Below are 20,793 nucleotides of genomic sequence, written 5' to 3'. Positions count from 1 at the left end.
TAAATTTTGAATTCTAACAAGATGGAAGAAGGCAGCAGCGTAGATTATAAAAGCATAAAAAAAGTATTGGATACAGCAGGAAGACTTAAATCAGATGGTTTAAGAGATCTTGCAGTAACTAGTGTTGCTTTTGCCAATGTTCACGGAGGTAAAATAGTTATCGGTATTGAGGACAAAGATAAGCTGCCACCAGTAAACCAGACCATTGACGTTACAATTGCTAATGAAACTATTAAAAGGTTAAAATCACTATGTTTTAATGTAGGTTTCCAACTTGGAGACATTGAAACACATGCTAATGGTAGTGATTTTTTCAGCATTATTATTTATCCAACTCTGAAATCTATTGCTACAACATCTAATGGTAAAATATATATTAGAATTGGTGATCAATGTCAATCTGCAAGAAGTGAAGATATTGTTCGTTTAGCGAGCGAAAAAGATGCTTTTCAATGGGAACTTCAACCTCGAAATATTTCTTATTCTGAAATTCCAGAAATTAATATGCGATGGTTTGCAGATGAAATTAGAAAATCTGACAGAGTAAAATCAAACATAAAAGACTTATCAGACATCGAAATAATTGAACATTACAATCTTATAGACAAAGGTAAACTAACTAATTTAGGTGTTTTATGGTTAGGTACCGCTTCACAACGAAGTAGATTAGTTTATCCGTTGACAGTTCAATACATTGTTTACGATGATCTTGAAAAGAAGGTTAGAAAGGAAGATTGGCAGGATTATTCAAAAAACCCAAAAGAATTACTATTGGAAATTGAGAAAGAATCAATTGAGTTAACTTATTATGATGAATTTCCGCAAGGGCTTTTTAGAAATAAGATCAGACACTATGATGCCCGCTTAGTTCGAGAATTACTTATAAATGCTATTGCACACAAAAGCTATACAATTTCTGGTGATATTTTTATTAAAGTATATCAAGATAGATTAGAAATAACAAATCCTGGAGGGTTACCTTTAGGAATCACCAAAGACAATATTCTACATACTACTTATCGAAGAAATCCACACATGATTAGGATTTTGCATGATCTGAAATTAATGGAAGGGGAAGGAACGGGTTACAATTTAATCTATGAAATAACAAGTCGTGATGCCAAAGCTTTTCCAATACCTATTTCCGATTATAATTCAACTTCTGTAACTCAATATTCAAAAATACTGGACGAAGAAGCGGTTTTACTTTTAGATTTTATTGCCAAAAATTATCAGTTATCACAAAAAGAGTTTATAGCTCTTGGTGTTATCACTCGTCATAAAAAAATATTAGCAACACAACTAACCAAAGAATTACAATTAACAGACGAAGATCGTTTACGTTCTTATATTTCAAAACTTTCTAATCAATCCATCATCATAAGTAGAGGAGAAAAGAAAGGAACTGAATACTTGGTTAATCCAAAATTGATTGCGAGTTCCAAAATCAATATTAAGCCTACGCTGAAAACAATTGAATTACCTAGGCTTAAAGCATTGATAGAAGAAATATTGAAAATTGAACCTAATTTATCTATAAAAACAATCCATACTAAAATTGGAGACATTGATATTGCTGATGTTAGAAAATGTGTATATAAAATGGTAAAAGATGAAATCCTTGAAACCGAAGGAGCTAAAACAGATAGAAAATACACAATGGCAAAAAAAAAAAGAATTAAAAAAGAAATGTAAAAAGAAACCGTTTAAATAGTTGATTTCAAAGAACATTATTCTTTTTCACCATTCATAAAATTACATTTAAAATAAAAAGAATACCAAATAAATAAAACATAAATGAGCAACATTTCAGGAATATTAAAATCCATCCAAACAATAATGTGGCAAGACACTGGACTAAACGGTGATGCCCAACGCATAGAACAACTCGGTTGGATGCTCTTTCTTAAAATATTTTCAGACAAAGACAAAGAACTCGAATTACTAGACGACAATTATATTTCGCCTATTCCTGACGTATTTCATTGGGAAAACAAAAAAGGCAATTGGGCAGGCGATGATGAAGGCATGACAGGCGATGAATTGCTAGAGTTTGTAGATCGCCAACTCTTTCCTGCTTTGCGCAACATCGATGTGAGTACAGGCAACCGTCGTGCGTTAATTGTACGTGAAGTTTTTGAAGGGAATAACAATTACATGAAAAGTGGAATCAACATTCGTAAGGTGTTGAATAAACTGAACGAAATAGATTTTAATATTGCCAAAGACCGTCACGCTTTTGGCGAATTGTACGAAGCCATTCTTAAAGGCTTGCAAAGTGCTGGTAAAAGTGGCGAATTCTACACTCCAAGAGCCATTACGAGTTTTATTACCGAAATGATCGACCCACAACTGGGCGAAAAAATACTGGATCCGGCTTGTGGAACGGGTGGGTATTTAACCTGTGCGATTGAACATTTAAAAAAGCAAGCCAACAGCGTAGAAGAACGCAAAAGCATAGCCGAAAACGTAATGGGTTGGGAATACAAACCTTTGCCGTATTTGTTAGCCACGACCAATTTGATTTTGCACGATATGGAAGTGCCTAACATTCGTTTTGGGGATGCGCTAGACCAACCACTTTCTAATTTTACCGAAAAGCACCGTGTCAACGCTATCTTGGCAAACCCACCTTTTGGAGGTATCGTAGCGAATAACAACGAAACCAACTTTCCGCAGAACTTTAGAACCAAAGAAAGTGCCGATTTGTTCCTGATTATGATGATTCATTTATTGAAACAAGGCGGTCGTGCAGGAATCGTTTTGCCTGATGGTTCGCTTACAGGCGATGGTGTAAAACAACGAGTACGCCAGAAACTATTAGAAGATTGTAATTTACATACCATTATACGTTTACCAAACTCTGTTTTTCAACCCTATGCAACAGTGGCCACCAACTTATTGTTTTTTACCAAAGGAACTCCGACCAAAGAAGTTTGGTATTACGAACACCGTTTGCCCGAAGGAGCAAAAGCCTACAATAAAACCAAACCCATCCAAGCGAAGGAATTCAACCCAATTAAAAAATGGTGGAACAACCGTGAGGAAAGCGATATTGCTTGGAAAGTAGATATAAAAACCATCATAGATCGCAATTATGATTTGGACATAAAAAACCCAACCAAAGCCGAAGAAGCGCATGAATACAACAGCACCGAATTGATGGAAATGCTGCATACTTCTTTTGACAAAAGTAATGCCTTATTGAACCAATTAAAACAAGCGGTGAAATAATGGCAAAAGGAAATAGAACGATTAATATTTATGAAAATGACGTTTGGAAAAATGTCTTTTTTGATAGTGTTGGCACTTATGTAAACGTTATAAATCAAGAATTATCTTCAAATTATAAACTTGAACCTTTATCTAATTACATCAAAATTGGCGGTGGTTACGCTTTTAAAACCGTCGAATATAAAAAAAGTGGTGTTCCAATAATTAGAATTTCTGATTTCAACAATGAAAAAATCGATATTTCTAATTGTATTTATTACAATGAACATGAATCATTATCAAAATATGAATTAAATGAAGAGGATATAATTATTTGCTTAACAGGAGGGACTATTGCTAAATTAGGAATTGTTCAATCTGGTCTAGGAAAATTGTACATGAACCAACGTGTAGGTAGATTTGACATTTTAGATGATTCTAAATTTGAAAAGGAATACGTTTATTGGATAGCAAGAAGTGTACAAAGTATCATTAAAAATCTAGCTTGGGGTGCAGCCATTCCAAATGTTAGTCCTAAACAAATTGAAAAAATACAATTTTCATTCCCCCCAATTGAAGTTCAAAAACAAATTATTGAGTTTCTAAATGATTTAAAAAACAACACACTACAAGATAAGACTTACTTTAATATAAGTATTGAAAATCATATTAAAGAATTACAAAATAATAATGTTTCACGAAAAGAAATTAATTCCGAACTAACCCACCAACTCGACCTCGTAAAGCAACTCCGTCAATCCTTTTTGCGTGAAGCGATGCAAGGGAAACTTTTGGCTAAAGCCGAAAACACAAACATTACTATTCCTCCAGCTAAAGCAGGAGGCTATTTACTAGATGATAACGCAACGTTTTCCGAAAACGAAATAAATAGGAATGGGTTTCAACCCATTCCAAATGATAGCAATCCAATTGGCTTTAGCCAAACAGGACAGCAACTTCTTGAAAAAATAAAAGCGGAGAAAGCCCAACTTATTGCTGAGAAAAACCCTTCGTCTGCGCTCAGGGTAAAAAAAGAAAAACCATTAGCACCAATTACAGCAGAAGAAATTCCTTTTGAAATTCCTGAACATTGGGTTTGGTGTAGGTTGGGAGAGACATTAGATTTATTAACTGATTACCATGCTAATGGAGGTTATGAGAAACTAAAAGAGAATATTGAACTTCTTGATAAGGAAGACTTTGCGATAATGCTAAGAACTACAAATTTTCATCCAAATAAATATTTAGCATATAAATATATAACCGAAAAAGCATATAATTTTCTTGGCAAGTCAAAAGTATTAGCAGGTGATTTAATTATGAATAAAATTGGTGATCCAGGTGCTGTTTTTTTTGTAGATGAAAGAGGTAAACCAATGTCATTAGCAATGAACTTGTTTTTATTGCGATTAAATAAGAGCATTTCTAACTTTTATATTTATTCATACCTAGACATGCAAAAAGTATATGTTAAATCCTTCGCTAAAGGAAGTACAAGTATGACAATTACAAAAGATGCTGTTAAAGAATTATTAATACCACTTCCACCGCTTCACGAGCAAGAACAAATTGTAACCAAGTTGGAGGAATTAATGGGGTTTTGTGATGGCTTAGAGCAAAGTATAAAGCAAAGTCAAGAGTATAATGAAATGTTGTTGCAGGAGGTTTTGAGAGAGGCGTTGCAACCTGAAGAAGCTATAGTCTACTAGATAAATATGGAAAAAATCATACTACAAAATTACGATAATTTGCTAAAAAGTAAATTAAGTCATTTACAGAGTCATCCCAATTATTTACCGCACATTGGTGAAAATTTTGAAGAGGCAATACAACGGATCATGATAGTTGCCGAAAGTCATTATGTTGATGGTCTTATAACTGCTGATAATTGGTATAATAATCCCGAGGAAATATACACAAGGCTAATTAAATCAATTGGTTGGTTTAACACGCGTAGCGTGTTAAAAACTTATTTCAAACAAAGAAATTTAAGAAAAATTGATCCTGCGCTTACAATTTTTTCAAATTTGGAAAAAGCCCATAAAAGCGCTTTTAAAGATATTAATCTCTTTGATGAATGTGTCTATATCAACTACTTTCAACGTCCTGCAGAAAAACAAGGCGATTCAATCCACATTGATAAACGAGATAGTGCAATTGCACTAGACAATTTATTAGTGTTAATTGATGTGTTGAAAATAGATAAAATCATTTTCGTAAGCAGTAAAGCATATAAAGATTTTATTGCTAATACTACAGAAACACAATTAAAAGCACTTCCTTATATTGGATCAGTTCCGCATCCATCCGCAAGTTCATGGTGGAATAGGAAGTCAAAAAAATATGGTACGAAAGAAATTCCAACTGCAACTGGAAGAGAGAAATTTGAAAGGATTGTTAGAATTAAAAAAACGGGTGAAAATAAAATTTAGGATCAGCAATTACTTTAAAATTCAATAACTTAAATCAATTTGTAAAATATAAATTATAATTAAATAAAATGAAAAACGCTTACTTATTAAGTGCCTTCCTACTAATTCTATCTTCCTGTGGTAAGGAAGAAAAAGAAACAATATTAAAAGAAAAAGTTGAAATTAGGAAAGTGGAAAATAAAAAAGAGAAAAAGTCTTATGTATCGGAAAAATGGAAGCAAACTAAAGAAGTTTTTAGTGAAAGCGATTCCACAGTAAAGGTTAGGAAGAATAAATATTATGCTGATTTAAACGCAAAATATCCTGACTATAAATTAGCCGAAAAGTGGTTTTCATCGAAACCGCATCAGTTAATGAATAAAAAGGGAGATTTTTATAAAATGATCAAGAGTGAAGTAGACAATAATAATACAATTGAACATAAGGATTTATCTCATAAAAGTATTTTTGATACTTTTAAATATCTTTATATTACAGAAGAAGAGTATTTAATTTATGATTTAAAAATTGAAAATACCAAATGTGATTATGTAGGTGTTCGACGAATTAAAAAAGGATTTAGAAAAGAACCTGTCCATGATTTAACTTTTGATAAAAATGGAGATTTAGGGAAAGAAATTTATCTGGGAGAAGTGAAGCAATGCTTGTTTACAAAAAACGGTCATTTGTTTTTTGAATTTGAAAAAGACAGTAAAGGGCAAAATATAAGAAATACGATAGATTTAGGAATAGAAAGAAATTTTTAAGATGAAATATACAGCCCTAATTTTGACTACTGTTTTACTATTCGGATGTAATAGTAAAAAAGAGGATGCTATAGATACGATAGGTAGCTCTTTTGTTACAAATATTGTAGATAAAGACATCCCTCTTTCAAATAGCACTTATTCTAATGAAGCGATTGAGATTTTAGAAAAACATAGGACTAAATTGAAGTCTTTTTTGCCACAAATACTAGCTAGTGAAGTGAATATTTATAAAAACACCTTAATTGAAATCGAAAAGATACCAGCATTGACATATACGTTGGCAGAATCTAATTTATTAAATGATAAAGTTCGAAAAGAAGCAGGAGTTACATTGATAAACAAGGAAATAGAGCTCAATCAAACTTATTTCGAATTATTTAATGAGCTATCAATTCTAAATTTAAAGTATAATTCTTTGAAAAAGGATGAGTTTGAAGATTTCTATGACGCAGGTCCAATAGTATTATCAGATGAAATAATGATCAAAATTGATGAATTAGTAAAAGATGAGGATACTAGAGTTGAATTAGAAAAGGCAAATAATAGAAAAGAAATGGTTTTTTCGGCTATTTTGATTATACCAGGTACAAGTGCTTGCAAGGGTATTTTGGGAGGTCTTACTCAAGCAGCAAAAGCGTTTAAAACAGGTAAAGAGTTAAGTTCAAAGAGTTCTTATTTAGCAAAAGGAAGTTATCAGTTAATGAATAAAGAAGTCGCTAATTTTATATCAAAATCTTTTAAGAATGATGGTATTAGGTCTAAAGTTTCAAAACTTGGATACGTTGGTCCTGTAACTTCCGCAACACGTCTAGTAACCAATAACACAGCAAATTATATCTCAGCAGAAGAATCTACAATTGTTTTTAAAGTAATCGAAAATAAGATTAATGGCCGAATTGGTGATTTTTCAGATGGTATTCTTGCTGTTCATATGCAAAGGGTCAGGGATTTGATTAAAAAAAATGCAGAGAAAGTTAAAGCTTAAATTATGTAAATAATTGTTTTCATCTATACAATTATAGTAAAATACAAAACCATCGATCAAATTATGAAAGCCAACGAATTACAAATAACTAACTTTTTACAAGCACCCAACGTACAATTTGTAATCCCTGTATATCAGCGTAATTACGACTGGAAAAATGCAGAATGCAACGAATTACTACATGATATTATTGCGGTAGAAACAGAGAAAAGAGGAACACATTTTATAGGGAGTATAGTATATATTCATGAAGGTATTCACCTTATCGACGAAGTAAAAGAATTGGTTATTATAGATGGGCAACAGCGATTGACAACCATCAATATTTTATATGTGGCCTTGTACCGTTTTGCAAAGGAAAATGATAAAACACAAGAATCGGAACGCCTGTATAATATGTTCTTGACCAATCAGTATGTTCAAAACGAATCTAGCAAATTGAAGCTAAAACAAACCGATACCAATTCATTGGCTTTTAAAGCCATTATGGTAGGTACAGAAAAAGAGTTTAATGGCTTTTCGAATGTAATCGAGAATTATAACTTTTTTAGAAGCAGTATAAATGAGGCTAATTTCGATTTAATTTTAAAAGGATTGAATCGATTGATGTTTGTCCAAATATCATTAGAAAGAGACAAAGATGATCCGCAGCGTATTTTTGAAAGTTTGAATTCCACAGGTTTGGATTTGTCGCAATCAGATTTGATTCGTAATTTCATATTAATGGATTTACTGCCTAGAGAACAAAACAGAATTTTTGAAACCGTATGGAGTCCTATCGAAGAAAATGCCAAAGATTTAGTGAAACAAAGTTCCCTGGTTTCTGATTTCATTAGAGATTACTTAACGTTGCGCAACAAGAAAATACCAAATAAAAATAAAGTGTATTTTGAGTTCAAGAGTCTTTATAGCAATAAGAAAGAGGAGGCTTATTATCAGGAATTAGAAAACATAAAATCCTTATCAGCTCATTATAAAAAATTAGCCAATCCATCGACAGTAAAAGATGCGAGCATCCGCAAAGAATTAGAATACATCAATCGTTTGGAGATCAACGTTGCTTATCCTTTCTTACTGCAGATTTTTGAAGATTCCGAAAACGGTTTACTTGATAAAGTAGAATTAATCAAGATTCTAAAGCTGATTCAATCCTATACTTGGAGAAGGTTCATTGTAGGTTTACCAACTAATGCTTTGAACAAAATCTTTATGAGTTTGTACGCCGAAGTAGATACAGAGGAATATTATGATTCTATTGCAAAAGCGTTACTCAAAAAGAAAGGAAGTGCCAAATTCCCTTCTAATGAAGATATAAAAACAGCTTTAAAGGACAAAGATTTGTACAATACCCAACCTAAAAACAGAAATTACTTGTTTGAGTTGTTGGAGAACTACAATAATAAAGAACAGGTCAATACCAGTAATGAAGCCATTACTATAGAACATATTTTCCCAAGAAATCCAGCTGATAAATGGAGCACGGACTTATCTTCAGAAGAGTTTTTTCTATTCAAAGAAAAACATCTTAATACAATAGGAAACTTAACCTTATCAGGAAACAATGGTGCGCTGAGTAACAAATCATTTCTAGATAAAAAGGAAATGAATAAAGAGGGTAACGAACAAGGTTACAGTTTTAGCCACTTATGGTTGAACTCCTATCTAAAGAAAATCGACCATTGGAACATAGAAAAATTTGAAGAGCGTCAAGTTATCATCTACGAACGATTTTTAAAAATTTGGGAGTATCCGAACGTTATCATTACTGAAAATGACGATACCGAAGAGCAAAATATATTTGATGCCGAAAGTCCAAGAAATAAAAAACTAGAATATTATATTTTTGAAAATAATAAAATAGAAGAAGATACAGTAGCTCAAATGTATTTCAGTGTAGTTCGTGCTTTATATGAAAAGAATTCACAATTATTGGTTAGTAGTCCAGATGTTTTCAAAATCACAAGAAACACCTACGATTTTAGAGCTTCGCAGGAAGTAGCTAACGGTTGGTTTATGGAGTCTAATATTGATAGTAATAGTAAATTTGGTGCTTTAAAAAGACTACTGACCTTATATGAAATGGAAGAGGAGTTAAGTATTAAATTTTCAACAAATACTGAGCTTGAAGCAGAGCCAAGTCGCTTTGATGTTAGGAAAAAATATTGGACTCAATTATTACCGTTACTAGATAACACTACATTGTTTAATAATGTAGGCGCTTCAAAAGAGCAATGGATTTCCTCTGGAGCAGGAACTGCAGGTTTGTCATTTACACTTGTTATAACGAAAATGTATGTTAGGATTGAATTAACCATTCTTACTTCAAGCAAAGAAACAAACAAGATGTTTTTCAATAAGCTTTTAAGGAATAAGGAAGCAATTGAAAAGGCATTTGGACAGAAGCTAGAATGGGAAGAACTACCTGAAAATAAAATGAGTAGGATAAAAATAGAGCGACAGGGTGTAAATTTATTTAGAAAGACTGATTGGATAGTAATGAATGAATTTTTAATTAGTGCGCTACCTCAATTTGAAAACGCGTTTAGTCCGTTTTTAAAGAATATTAAATAGGAGAGTAGCTAAGAATATTTAATTAAAGACTTTAATTTTTAAAGGAATATGGCCTATAAATTATTTTTAGATGATATAAGAACCGTTGATATGGTTTATGAAAACTGGACAGATCAAGATTTTGTGATCGTTCGGACCTTCAATGATTTCAAGAAAGTAATTTTGTCCAAAGGAATTCCTGAATATATTAGCTTTGATAATGATTTAGGTTTAGATGATGAAGGTGTTATTGCTCCCGACGGATATGCGGCAGCCAAATGGCTAGTTTATAAGTCAGGACTTGATCTTGTTAATCTGAAATTTTATGTTCACTCGGCTAATCCTGTGGCCTCTCAGCAAATTCAAAGTTTATTAGATAATTATATCAAAAATTTAAAAAGTGATAATTAATTTCTTAATTACTAGATCAGTATTTAGTTTAAGATAGTTGCGTAAACACATCCTCTAAATCACAATTATGTAAACCTTCATTTTTCAATATCTGTCCAAAATAATCCCGAAGCCTCGGGAGAAAAGTCCGCAAAGGAAGATCCACTAAAAAGCAAATCCCAAAACAGCAAATCCCGATCCGCCGGGAAAGCTCGTTTTGAGATTTTATTTTTAGGGGAATGACTGTGGACTTTCTGTGAATAGCGGGAATTGGTAGCCAAATAATTTGTCAATTAGTCAAACTGAAAACTGCGGATGAAAACCGAAATCTACTTCCCAATACAATATGTAATTTCTCTTTACTACAGAGGGATTAGAATCTATGAGGTGTACAAAAGGAGTACCGTTTTAGTAAAACGGGAGTAGTTAATGTTAATAAAAATAACGTATAGTTATTTTTATAACTTACATTTGAATTACAGTTAAGCTGTTTTTACGCACTATGTAAAAAGACTTCTGCTGGAATTCCAAAAAAGTTTTTAAGCTTTTGAGCCATCTTTAAGGTAATTTCACGCTTGCCAGATAATATTGCTGATACGTGTCCTTTACTTCCAATGATAGGTTCTAAATCTTTGTTTTTAATACCCATTTCTTCCATTTTTATTTTGATAACTTCTAAGGCATCCAGTTCAGGCATAGGATAATTTTTATCTTCAAAATCTTTTATCAAAATAAGTAAAACACCTAGTTCATCGTCTTCGGGAGTATCGGGTTCTGCGTGAAATATTTGCATTACACGCTTTACGGCTATTTTATGTTCGGCTTCAGTTTTTATTACTTTCCAGTTCATTTTTCTAATTTTAAGTATTATAGTTTTTCGTCAAATTCAATGGTCTCAACATCAATTTTATCATATTCTTTGTGTGTTCCAAACCAAATAGAATAACAAGTTTTCCGTCTAAAATTGAACGAAACAACTAATCTAAAATCATTTCCTTTTATATTAAAAACGACTCTTTGATTGTTTACCAAACTTGCATTTCCGTATACTTCCTTGAGTTCATTAAAATTGTCAAAATCTCTTTTAGAAACGTCATTATACCACATTAACAATTGATTTTTTGCAATCGGGTATTTTTGAGTGTAGTAAATTATGGTGTTTCTACTGATTATATTCATTTGTCAAAGGTATTAATAAGTTTGCAATTCGCAAACTATTTTAAGATCCATTAATTTTTTTTATTCAAGCAGTTATTAAGTAGCAATATATTACCAATCGAAACTGTTTATTTTAATGATTTTTGTATTATTTTTTTAATCCAAACCGGGGCTAAACTAATCATAGCCGTTTTCTCTTTCTAGATTTGTTCCATTACGTTCTAACAAATCTGAAATTTCTACATCAAAACCTTTCTTTTTAAAGTATTCACATTTCGAATTCCATATGCTAAATGGACTTCCGTTCAGTCCGTTTATACCTAAATCGGGGTATAAAGTAATTCTTCGATTTCGCAATACTTCCATTTTAAAGTGATTTAAACCATTTAAACTGCCAGCTGCTAGCAAAGTGTATTTTTTAAATATTAAGCTCATAATACATGCTGTTTTTTCAGATTCAACTATAGCAATAATGGTATCGCAATTATTAATTAAATGTTCTCCAAAAAAGCATTGATTTAGATTGAAACTGCTTATTTCTTGTGATTTTATTTTTATCGAATGGATCCAGTTTATATACTTCGTCCTTTTTCCGGATGTATTGTAAATAATTACTTTTCCACCTCTAATCTTATAGTTTGCATCAACCTGCCAAAAAATGGTGCCGAAATTCCAGAAATTGGCTGTTCCAATTTTGTAATTATAAGCCATTTGTTCTACCTCGTTAAACTCAAATTTTGATTTTAAAAATTGGATAAAATTATTTTCGTTGTAATAGGTTAACGTGTTTAATAAGTCTTTTCGACTATGATATGAAAATTGATTTTTTTGAGTAGTATTAGGATCTTTTACTATTGAATGATTATAATCTTGATTTGTATCCTTAAAGTAAGATTTTGGAGGATAATGATAGCCGCAATTTATCTCTCGGTCGCATCTTCCTACCAGAGGAGAAACATACTCGGCTGTTTCGATGTCGATATATAGCACCATCCGCTTTTTATTACAATTTGGACATTGGTGTTTAGTTGCTTTTTGGTGTAATGAATATTTATACATAGTTTATTGTATTGCACTTTCTGCACTTTCTACACTTTCCAATGATAGCAGGACTTCAAGTATGTTATTTGACTGTATTTTGGCTTTATTATGATTGCACTTTCAAAATTATGAAGCAAATCTAAATTGCACTTTGTTCACTAATTTTGCATAAACCTTTATTTTTAATAAACTGATTATCAGTATTTTAAATATAAAAGTGAAGAAAGTGAAGAAAGTGAAGAAAGTGAAGAAAGTGAAGAAAGTGCAGTCTATATAACTTTCTCATAACTTCCGTGCGCCACTCTTTTAAACAGTTTTAAGTCTTTTAGATAAGTTTTGAATTGTCTTTCAGAAATTCGAGGCTTTCTATCAATTAACTTACACGCTATTTTAATTCCTTCTGCAGTTGTAAATGTTTTAGGCAGTTCATTTAAAATACTTTTTTGTCCTTCGGTGAGTGTTTCGAAATAGTTCTTTCTCATAATTTCAGTTCTAACCTGTACAGCGTTATGATAGAAATAGTCAAATAACTTAATAGCACTCCTTACGGACTGAATTGATACTGTAATAATTGATTTATTTGCTACAGTTGATTGTATTAATTCAAGAATTAAAGCAAAACGCAAAACATACTGTTGTAGCTTTATTTCTATTGATCGCTCATAATCAAAGAAAAATTTATCAGGTCTATTATTTTGCCAGCGGAATAGAAATTCTTTTGCTTCTGTTTCTAGTGGAATTACGATTGATTCATTAGGGTCTTCGTTGCCTAATTCAAGCAAATTATGAATTAATGCAGTATAATTATCAATCAGAACTTTGTTCACAGTTTCAATATTCCACCTAAGTATTTTTTCTTCATTAGGATAAACAAAAAGTAATCTATCCATGAAGCCATTGGTTGATCTGCCATCTTTTCCAAAATCCTTTAAAACGGATATTTGAGTACTTCCAATAACACTTAAGCAAGGGTCTGAAAGTCTTTGGCTTTTGCCTGAAGCTCTATCTGTAGTAATTGGAGTTCCGCTCCATAAACTCAAATAAGTCTCTGCTTCACCAGAACTGTTGTAGCGATTGAAGTTTTTTAACCAGCCATTGAGCTCATCCACAAAAACGCACAACGACCTTTTGTTGTTCGAATGATGAAGGATTAAGGCTTCAGGCGTAAAATCACTCAGTAAATATCGTTTCAGTATAGGTTTCTTTTCCTTGAATTTAGTTTCAGAACTCTCCGAAATACCTTTTTCATATTCAATTAATTGATTTTCATATTCTGTGAATAGTTGATTTTCTTTTATTTGAATAGGATTGTAACAAAATTTTAAGGCTTGGGTTTTGGCATCACCTGGTTGACCAACTATCACCATAAATAAGTTTACTTTTTCTTCCCAACCATTTTTTTTTACTTCAATTTTATATGATTTACCAATTGAAGTTGCGGCAGCCGAAAGTATGCCGGAGCCTAAATAATCTATGGGGAATACTTGCTTATTGTGAATCTCAATTATGATCTCTTGTATGGCTTTAGGATAAATATCTATTGGGAATAAGTTTCCTTTGATTTCCTTGTGTTTCAAAAAATCAATTTCAAGGGCAACAATGTCAATGCATCCCAAGTTTTCTATATCTTTGTTTTGCAGATCAAAGATTTTGCCCTTTCTACTTTCTGAAGTGGAAGGGGCATTGTTTTTTATATCCATCACAACTCAAAATTTATTTTTTTGAGTTTACATAAGTGATAGCCTCTTTTTCAATCTGAGAAATTGATTTAGACTTGTTTTGAAGTAAAAACGAATCAATTTCTGATTTTTCGAAAAATAGAGTTCTATTATTTACCTTTGAGTAGGGAAGGATGTTTTTGTGTACCAATTTGTACACATAAGATTTTGAGAATCCTGTGTAATTTACAACATCATCTACCGTGAAGATTTGTTTGTTATTTCCAATTATCAATTTTTCTAATTGGGTTAATTTTTGAATGATAAGATTGCTTTCCATAAAGACGTTTGTTTAATATTATGGCAGCAAATGTCAGTAAAGTAAAACCATGTTAAGTTAACATGTTTGATGTATTAACCTATTTATAGTTTTTCGAAAATAACTTTAATTACTTCATAGTCTTTACACAACATTTTACTTTTGGAAACTGAAGATCTCACAGATTTTGAATTTATTTTACCGTTATTGTTTTCAATATTTCCAGCAAGTTGTATGAATGATAGAGGTATTTTAGTTCTTAAAAATTGACTTATGCAATCAATGAAAAATTTAAATTGTATGTTATCCATATTTAAGTAAATCACAGAATTGTGTGCTTTCCAATCTGATTTCAAAACCTCAATAAATTGTTCCAAAGTAGTTTTATTTTCATCAATGAAATCAAATTTATTTAGCTCTCGGTATAGCTTTTTTAGAAATTTATTATCTGTAACAATTAGGTAATTTAAACGATTTGTATTTATAGATAGTTTATCAACTTTTTCTTGTATGCTATACGATAATTCTAAAATATGTTTTTGTTGATTATCTAATGCTAATATAATTTCTTCTAAATAATCAAATTTCATCGTGTTTCCGTTTCTATTAGCATTTTCAATGTAATTTTCTAAACGCATTCGTATATTCATTAATGGGTGAAATATATTTTCGAATAATTTATCAGATAAAACCAAAAGTTTAGTTAAGAGGGTCTCTCTTGGATATTCTTTTGTTTCTAACATATAAGCAATAAATGAGTCAAGATCATTCTTACAATTAAAATTTATCCGGTCTACATTGACTGGAACAAAATCCTTTAAATTACCACTTTCATTAAATGAGAAATATTCACTTTTATTTATAGTAATTTTACTTCTTGCAAAGAACAGCTCAAGCACATCCAGTGGGAAATGTGCAATTTTGTAATGTTGCATGAGATCATTACAGATAAAACAAAACTGATATTCGTTTAATTTTTTTACTTTTTTTCTTTACGAATGATTTTTTATCTTGGCTATATAAATTGTTTTTAATACCATTTAAAACATTATAATGTTTGTCTTTAATTTGGAAATAGGAATATATCATGCTTATTAAAATTTTACTATAGGTATTAGATTTGATGCTTCTCTCATTTTTTCGTCTACAATTTTCGCATAAATTGCAGTCGTACGGATTTCACGATGACCTAATCTCTTTGAAACGGTGTAAATGTCTGCTCCATTTTCAAGTAATAAAACGGCGTTCGTATGCCTGGCACTGTGAAAAGTTATGTGTTTTGATATTCCTGCACGATTGCACCACCGTACAATCTCGTTATTGTATACAGCACTGTATTTCAGTCCAACAAAGACTCTGTCTGAAGGAGATTCTCTCTCGCCCAATAGTTCACGAGCTTGCTGTGAAATGTAGAGATATTCAACACCATCTGTTTTTTCTTGGCGGAAATTTATTCTACTCGTATTTTCTTCATCTCTAACCTCTGACCATACCATGGTATTTATATCTGACCAGCGCAGGCCAACAAGTGAAGAAAAAATATAAGCACGTTTCAGAACTGCATATTTACAATCAGTTTGTGCTAATTTTTGCAACTCTTGAAATGTTAAGTATTCTCTTTGACTTTCTGCCTGCTCAAAAGATTTTACTTTTGACGCATAATTAAAGGAAATATAACCTTCATCAAAAGCGGCTCGGAGAGCAGCTTTAAATTTATTGAAATAGGAGTATTTAGAATTTAAAGATAAAGAGGTGTTACTTTTTGTTTTTGCTTCTTTTTCAAAATAGAGTCTCACCTTTTTCGTAAAGTTTTCGTCAACTTCATCAAAAGTTAGGTTACTAGAAATACATTTTTTTAAGTGTAGAAATGAAGCTGTCCAATTTCCATAGTTTTTTGGGCTATCAATTTTTTCTTCTGTCTTTTCATAAAAGAAATCTATAAATAGACGTTTGCTTTTTGTAGTATTCTTAATATCGAATTTACCTTGAAAATATTCTGCTTTCCTAATAGCTAGAATTTGTTCAGTCAAAGTATCGATTTCTTTATTCTCCCTTTTTTATTTAGCAGTTTTTGGATCTTGAGTGGGATAAAGTTTTAAATATTCAAAATCTCTTAAATGTATTCGTTTGCCATTTGCATCGGTAGTTGAGCCTTTATAAAATTCAAGATATAAACTGAACTTACCATTCATTAACTTCTTTTTCTTTAATGTTATATTCATTAGGTGTACATTTTTACACCTTTTTTTTGTTAAGGTGTACATTAGGTGCAACAAATAAATGAATTAAACTTAACAGAAGAAACTTAAAATACGGTTAAATCAATGGTAGTCAAGCTAAAGAAAGTTAATGACACTTAAAGAAAGCGCATTTACTTTCCAATACAGAAATTAGCAAATATATTCCCAAGCAATTCGTCATTGCTCACTTGCCCGGTAATAGTCCCAAACTGATACAATGCTTCTTTAATATCAAGCGCCATAAGATCGCTAGAAAGATTGGTCTCTAAACCAAATTTCACTTTTTGAATTTCATCTAAAGCTTTTAGTAACGAATCATAATGTCTAGTATTCGTTACAATTGTTTCGTTATTGCGTAAAGCGCCAGTGTTGACAAATGATAGCAATTTATTTTTTAATTCGTCTACACCAATATTCTCTTTGGCAGAAATCAATAAAATATTTGGGATTTGAGATTGAAGGTTTTGGACTTGCTCCTCTGAGTATAAATCCTTTTTATTACCGATAATTAGTAATGGCTTCAACGGAAATTGATTTTTGATTTTCTCTATTTCTAGCTGTACTTGTTTTACATTTCCAGAGTCTAATGTACCTCCTTTTGGTGTAAGCGGACTCAGATAAACTACCACTTGTGCTTGTTCAATTTTCTCAAATGTTTTTCGAATACCAATGCTTTCCACCACATCCTGCGTTTCACGAATTCCAGCGGTATCGATAAATCGAAAACCAATGCCACCAATCACCAATTCATCTTCAATCGTATCACGGGTTGTTCCTGCAATTTCAGAGACTATCGCGCGTTCCTCGTTTAACAAAGCATTCAATAAAGTTGATTTCCCTACGTTTGGTTCGCCTACAATAGCCACTGGTATGCCGTTTTTAATTACATTTCCCACAGCAAAAGAGTCGAGTAAGCGCTTCAATACAAACTCGATTCGGTTTAATAGCTCATGGAATTGGGTTCGATCTGCAAATTCTACATCTTCCTCTGCAAAATCCAATTCAAGTTCGATCAACGATGCAAAATTTAATAATTCTTCGCGCAGTTTCGCAATTTCGTTAGAGAAACCACCACGCATTTGTTGCATGGCTATTTGGTGGGACGCTTCATTATCTGACGAAATTAAGTCGGCAACGGCTTCTGCTTGCGATAAATCTAGTTTACCATTAAGGAACGCTCTCAACGTAAATTCTCCTGGATCAGCCATGCGACAACCTTTTCTTAAAAGCAATTGAATGATTTGTTGCTGTATATAAGTTGAACCGTGACAGGATATTTCTATAGTATTTTCGCCAGTATAAGAATTTGGACCTTTAAAAAGAGAAACCAGTACTTCGTCTAAAGTTTTGGAACCATCCATAATATGACCCAAGTGCAAGGTGTGCGTTTTCTGGGTAGTCAACTCTTTATTTTTGATGGATTTAAAAACAGAATTTCCTATAGTGATCGCTTCTTGCCCTGAAATACGTATTATAGCAATTGCTCCCGCTCCTGATGGCGTAGCAAGTGCAACTATGGAATCGTTTAGAATCATAACTATTTTATTTTATGCAAAAGTAACTAAAATAGCGCTCTTAATAGGAGTAATATTAGGGAGTATTTGCTTAATCTAGAAGGAGAAAACCAATCAAAGTGATATATATCATACGATTTAATTTAAAATTTTGTAAGTTTATATAAATAATTGATCGTTAATAAATTATAAATATGTCAAAAAAAATATTGTTTCCAACTGATTTTTCAGATGCTTCAAAAAACGCGTTTATTTATGCTTTGAAATTGGCAGATCATATTCAGGCCGAAATTGTAACCGTGCACGTTTATAAATTACCTCAAGCTAAATTTGTAAATGCTGCTGAATACCTGCATGAAGTATACGATGTTACACAGTTGAGTCATTTTGAAAATTATAGAGATGAGGTGCCCACATTTAGAGCTATTGCCCAATCTAATAATTTGACTCATGTAAAAATTAGTCATGTCTTGATTTCTGGCGAAACTGTTCCTGAAATAAAAAAGCTCACTGAAAATGATGCCTATGAGCTTGTAATTATGGGTACAAAAGGCGGTAGCACTCTTAAAGAAACATTTTTTGGCACCATTGCCACACAAGTAATGAATGAGATAAAGACATTAGTGCTAGTTATACCTGAAAATTGTCAATATGTACCCATCCAGAAAATTGTATTTATGACTAAATACAAGGTACAAGATACGGCATCGTTTGGAAGAATTTTGGTTCTATCACAAGTTTATAAAGCACATTTAAATTGTTTAAGTATTCTTTCAACAGAAGATATTATTAAAAATGATGAAATAGAAAATTGGAAGTTGATGGCATCGGATAGTAATGTCACGTTTCATTCTATTAATGGAAATGATAAAGAAAAAATTATTCTAGATTTTATTGATGCTCATACAATCAATATGGTTGCACTACATGTTTATCACAAAAATTTCTTTCAAAAATTATTCGATGTTAGTCTGTCAAAAAAATTAGCATTGCATATCAACGTTCCTATTCTAGCTATTCAGGATCAAAATTAAACCTCTAAATATAATCTTTACCGATTTTCTATTTTTATTGTACAACCACTTAAATTTTAAAAACCATGAAAAGGATATTATTTCCAACCGATTTTTCTGACACGGCAACTAACGCCTTTATACACGCACTAGAATTTGCAAATAAAGTAAATGGTGAGCTTATATTGCTGCATACCTTTAATTTGCCTATTTATGACAACCAGTTTTTTCCTGAAAACTACGCAATTATTTATGAGTCTATGGAATTAGCTCAGTTTGAAATGTTCAAAAGGGAAATCCCAAAACTTCGGGCCATAGCGGAAGAGCGCAAATTAGACAAAATTAGATTGTCGCACAGGCTTATGGATGGTGATTTATTACCCAATATAAAAAAGTCAATTAAAGTTGATAAAATTGATTTTGTTGTTATGGGCACTGCGGGAAGCACTGGCTGGGAAGCATTTTTCTTGGGTACAAATACGGGTATGGTTATCACGGGAATTGATGTTCCCATGCTGTGCGTTCCACAAGAAGCAAAATTTGAAAAAATTGAAATAATTGGCTTCACCACACGCTTTAGACCTAAAGATAAAAAAGCACTCAAACTGGTTTTGAAAATTGCTAAAAAATCAAATGCTAAAGTAAAATGTTTATATGTAAAAACTATAAAATCTGACGTTGAGTTAACCACCATTGCATCATGGGAAACTGAATTTGCCGCTGAACCTATAGATTTTTATATTGTTGAAGATGAAAATGTGGAGTCGGTGATCTTAGATTTTATAATGTATAAAGAAGTAGATATTTTGACAATGCTTACTTATAAAAGAGGCTTTTTTGAAGGATTGTTTAGTCCAAGTTTGACAAAAAAAATTGCTATCAATAATGAGATCCCAATTCTAGCAATTCCAATAGAATAGAGGATTATTATTATTATTAAGAATAGAAGTAAGGTTTGAAATTTGGATTTTAGGATGATAGTATAAATAATATTCCGTTTCGTTGCTAAATTTTTTTAATAAAGATATGAGTATAAAGTAGCTGACGGAATATTTTTAGAATGAGATTATTAACTATAATTGCTAATCTATTATAAATTTAGAATATCTATTTGATTGAGAAATTGATTACTTACTGTATGTGATTTTTCATTAATAGGATAAAGATTTTAAATACGCGCATTTTTTTTACAATCGAAATTAGTTTCTGCACGCCCAATTATATAGAGAACAGCAGATATATTTAATTATAAAGCCAATTTTTTTTATGAAATTAAAAATCTCATCATCTAAATAAATATAAATTTTTAACAATACGTTATTTTTATTCTTTGGTAGAACAAATATTTAGGATCATATAATTAATTTTTAAAAAATTTAACTGGTAATCACATTACGTTTAGGAAGATTTTAATTTTTTATTTTTTGTGTTTTCAGATCAATAGCGTCCTAAACGATTAAAAAGGGAAGGAGTTTTTATCCCTCAAAAAATTACCTTTGAGGTTCTCCATAAAACGCCCCTTCCCTATGTC

The 20,793-nt window shown here is 31.6% G+C and carries 19 protein-coding genes; 10 read left to right on the top strand and 9 right to left on the bottom strand.

The features are described 5' to 3' along the window. The first annotated feature begins 6 nt into the window (after nucleotides 1-6). The 8 genes from RCH18_RS13000 to RCH18_RS12965 all read left to right on the top strand — a co-directional run bounded on the left by RCH18_RS13000 (nucleotide 7) and on the right by RCH18_RS12965 (nucleotide 10,340). The gene (locus RCH18_RS13000) at nucleotides 7-1,695 is read left to right on the top strand and encodes an ATP-binding protein (RefSeq protein ID WP_326937194.1); all 1,689 of its coding nucleotides are present in this window, start codon (nucleotides 7-9) and stop codon (nucleotides 1,693-1,695) included. Between the two features lie 102 nt (nucleotides 1,696-1,797). Continuing rightward, on the top strand, nucleotides 1,798-3,234 hold the full coding sequence (locus RCH18_RS12995) for a class I SAM-dependent DNA methyltransferase (protein ID WP_326937193.1): 1,437 nt from the start codon (nucleotides 1,798-1,800) through the stop codon (nucleotides 3,232-3,234). Next, nucleotides 3,234-4,922, top strand: coding sequence for a restriction endonuclease subunit S (locus tag RCH18_RS12990; RefSeq protein WP_326937192.1), 1,689 nt, complete (start codon nucleotides 3,234-3,236; stop codon nucleotides 4,920-4,922). Before RCH18_RS12995 ends, RCH18_RS12990 begins: the two co-directional genes overlap by 1 nt. A 6-nt stretch (nucleotides 4,923-4,928) precedes the next feature. After that, nucleotides 4,929-5,645 carry a hypothetical protein gene (locus RCH18_RS12985; RefSeq protein WP_326937191.1) on the top strand — a complete coding sequence of 239 codons (717 nt, stop codon included), beginning with the start codon at nucleotides 4,929-4,931 and terminating at the stop codon, nucleotides 5,643-5,645. 68 nt (nucleotides 5,646-5,713) lie between these two features. Next, complete coding sequence (locus tag RCH18_RS12980; protein ID WP_326937190.1) at nucleotides 5,714-6,391, top strand: hypothetical protein; 678 nt, start codon at nucleotides 5,714-5,716, stop codon at nucleotides 6,389-6,391. 1 nt (nucleotide 6,392) lies between these two features. Then, nucleotides 6,393-7,379, top strand: coding sequence for a hypothetical protein (locus RCH18_RS12975; protein ID WP_326937189.1), 987 nt, complete (start codon nucleotides 6,393-6,395; stop codon nucleotides 7,377-7,379). 63 nt (nucleotides 7,380-7,442) lie between these two features. After that, a complete protein-coding gene (locus tag RCH18_RS12970) occupies nucleotides 7,443-9,950 on the top strand; it encodes a DUF4268 domain-containing protein (RefSeq protein ID WP_326937188.1) in 2,508 nt (835 codons plus the stop codon). Between the two features lie 48 nt (nucleotides 9,951-9,998). Beyond that, nucleotides 9,999-10,340 carry a cyclic-phosphate processing receiver domain-containing protein gene (locus RCH18_RS12965; RefSeq protein WP_326937187.1) on the top strand — a complete coding sequence of 114 codons (342 nt, stop codon included), beginning with the start codon at nucleotides 9,999-10,001 and terminating at the stop codon, nucleotides 10,338-10,340. Between the two features lie 472 nt (nucleotides 10,341-10,812). Here the strand turns inward: RCH18_RS12965 and RCH18_RS12960 are convergent, their stop codons facing one another. The 9 genes from RCH18_RS12960 to mnmE all read right to left on the bottom strand — a co-directional run bounded on the left by RCH18_RS12960 (nucleotide 10,813) and on the right by mnmE (nucleotide 18,270). Then, complete coding sequence (locus RCH18_RS12960; protein WP_326937186.1) at nucleotides 10,813-11,169, bottom strand: helix-turn-helix domain-containing protein; 357 nt, start codon at nucleotides 11,167-11,169, stop codon at nucleotides 10,813-10,815. A gap of 17 nt (nucleotides 11,170-11,186) precedes the next feature. Next, nucleotides 11,187-11,498, bottom strand: a complete 312-nt coding sequence (locus RCH18_RS12955; RefSeq protein WP_072993544.1) for a type II toxin-antitoxin system HigB family toxin — start codon at nucleotides 11,496-11,498, stop codon at nucleotides 11,187-11,189. A 156-nt stretch (nucleotides 11,499-11,654) separates the two neighbouring features. Beyond that, a complete protein-coding gene (locus tag RCH18_RS12950; RefSeq protein ID WP_326937185.1) occupies nucleotides 11,655-12,536 on the bottom strand; it encodes a DUF6371 domain-containing protein in 882 nt (293 codons plus the stop codon). Between the two features lie 251 nt (nucleotides 12,537-12,787). Beyond that, nucleotides 12,788-14,218: a DUF3987 domain-containing protein gene (locus tag RCH18_RS12945; protein WP_326937184.1), complete on the bottom strand. Its 1,431-nt coding sequence runs from the start codon at nucleotides 14,216-14,218 to the stop codon at nucleotides 12,788-12,790. 13 nt (nucleotides 14,219-14,231) lie between these two features. Next, complete coding sequence (locus RCH18_RS12940; RefSeq protein ID WP_326937183.1) at nucleotides 14,232-14,516, bottom strand: helix-turn-helix transcriptional regulator; 285 nt, start codon at nucleotides 14,514-14,516, stop codon at nucleotides 14,232-14,234. Between the two features lie 83 nt (nucleotides 14,517-14,599). Next, nucleotides 14,600-15,430, bottom strand: coding sequence for a hypothetical protein (locus tag RCH18_RS12935; RefSeq protein ID WP_326937182.1), 831 nt, complete (start codon nucleotides 15,428-15,430; stop codon nucleotides 14,600-14,602). 159 nt (nucleotides 15,431-15,589) lie between these two features. Next, nucleotides 15,590-16,525, bottom strand: a complete 936-nt coding sequence (locus tag RCH18_RS12930) for a site-specific integrase (RefSeq protein ID WP_326937181.1) — start codon at nucleotides 16,523-16,525, stop codon at nucleotides 15,590-15,592. Nucleotides 16,526-16,552: 27 nt separating this feature from the next. Then, nucleotides 16,553-16,717, bottom strand: coding sequence for a hypothetical protein (locus RCH18_RS12925; RefSeq protein WP_326937180.1), 165 nt, complete (start codon nucleotides 16,715-16,717; stop codon nucleotides 16,553-16,555). Between the two features lie 149 nt (nucleotides 16,718-16,866). Continuing rightward, nucleotides 16,867-18,270, bottom strand: a complete 1,404-nt coding sequence (mnmE, locus tag RCH18_RS12920) for a tRNA uridine-5-carboxymethylaminomethyl(34) synthesis GTPase MnmE (protein ID WP_326937179.1) — start codon at nucleotides 18,268-18,270, stop codon at nucleotides 16,867-16,869. Nucleotides 18,271-18,443: 173 nt separating this feature from the next. On the opposite strand from mnmE, the gene RCH18_RS12915 reads away from it, so the two are divergent. Next, on the top strand, nucleotides 18,444-19,283 hold the full coding sequence (locus RCH18_RS12915; RefSeq protein ID WP_326937178.1) for a universal stress protein: 840 nt from the start codon (nucleotides 18,444-18,446) through the stop codon (nucleotides 19,281-19,283). A 65-nt stretch (nucleotides 19,284-19,348) separates the two neighbouring features. Continuing rightward, nucleotides 19,349-20,182 (top strand): universal stress protein, encoded by an 834-nt coding sequence (locus RCH18_RS12910; RefSeq protein WP_326937177.1) that lies wholly within the window; start codon nucleotides 19,349-19,351, stop codon nucleotides 20,180-20,182. The last annotated feature ends 611 nt before the right edge of the window (nucleotides 20,183-20,793 follow it).

It is taken from the genome of Flavobacterium sp. PL11 (genome assembly GCF_035985025.1).
Classification (GTDB): Bacteria; Bacteroidota; Bacteroidia; order Flavobacteriales; family Flavobacteriaceae; genus Flavobacterium.
This window is presented reverse-complemented; position numbering and strand designations above follow the sequence as displayed.